The sequence below is a fragment of the Vibrio sp. Vb0349 genome (genome assembly GCF_033338975.1).
On the sequence record NZ_JAWOTS010000445.1, the window covers coordinates 1 to 1,043 of the forward strand.

The 1,043-nt window shown below is 43.0% G+C and carries 2 protein-coding genes; both read left to right on the top strand.

What is annotated here, in order from left to right; all coding sequences use genetic code 11:
* Window positions 1-374: 374 nt before the first annotated feature.
* A complete protein-coding gene (locus R7Q47_RS26480; RefSeq protein ID WP_005466481.1) occupies window positions 375-623 on the top strand; it encodes a hypothetical protein in 249 nt (82 codons plus the stop codon).
* A gap of 43 nt (window positions 624-666) precedes the next feature.
* Window positions 667-1,043 (top strand): hypothetical protein (locus R7Q47_RS26485; protein ID WP_318090290.1); only part of this gene is annotated, 377 nt, incomplete at its 3' end.

Consider the following 1,043-nt stretch of genomic DNA (forward strand, 5'->3'; position numbering starts at 1 on the left):
CCATTAAATATGAACAATATTTTTCATGTGGCATTTTATATCTAGCATTTTGTATGCCATGAATATTGAGTGTGAGAGATGCCAGATAATATAAGGAGTAAGCATGGTGGTGGTTATTAATTGCGCGTGATTGCTTGTGGGGAATAAGAAAAAATTACAAATAAGAATCCATTCAAAGGAAATAATTACAGGTCATTTTGCAACGATTGGAGCTATTTAAATTCTATTTCAATAAAAACAATGACTTATTAACTTGGCACAGTAATCGCAATACCACTCACGAGGAAACGAAAAGAATTCACTTTTATCAGATTACTTCTCAGCGGAATCACAACCGTTTAATCCAAGGTAATCTCAATCAACGGAGGCTAGTTATGGCTAATACAAAAGAAAGCGCAGTTAAACCTCAAGAGCAATTTGAAGAAGCGTATCACCTTGCAGAACAAGCCACTTCAGAAGCGGTTGGCGCCATGAAAGAACATGCCAAAGAGAAGCTGGAAGTCGGCGCAGAGAACATTCAGCAAGCGACCAAATCCGCAGAAAACGTCATTAAAGAGCGCCCGCTGTTGAGTATCGGTTGTGCATTCCTGGCAGGTTGGGCGGTCTCTAAGCTCATCAAATAAGCCTGTTCCTTACATTTCGCTCTAATCATGAAGGAAGAGTTTTATGAATGACTCCGAGCATACCATCAATGAGCGCCAAGGCTCGGCTACTGCAGACAGTAGCCGAGCCCTAAATGGGGCTAAAAATCAGGAAGTTGAACAAGCCATTAATGGGCTACGAGCCATTTTGTCGCAGATTGACGATCTTTCGACGTCACTGCGAACGTGGTCGGGCTCGACGTTGGATTTGTTTTTGCTAGAGATGAAAGTCAACGTGGCGGCTGCGCGCCAAATCGTGATGTTCAGCATCATTTTTACGCTGCTGTCGGTTCTGTTTATCTTCAGTGTGTGTTTGGCTGCGGGTGTAGTGACGTACCACTTTACCGCTCAACTACTGCTAAGTGTTGGCGTGTTTATTGTGTCGTTAGGTCTAGCGCTAGT

What these genes read in the sequence shown, in the direction of transcription:
- R7Q47_RS26480 (WP_005466481.1), top strand. Translation starts at nt 375, where the DNA reads ATGGCTAATACAAAAGAAAGCGCAGTTAAACCTCAAGAGCAATTTGAA.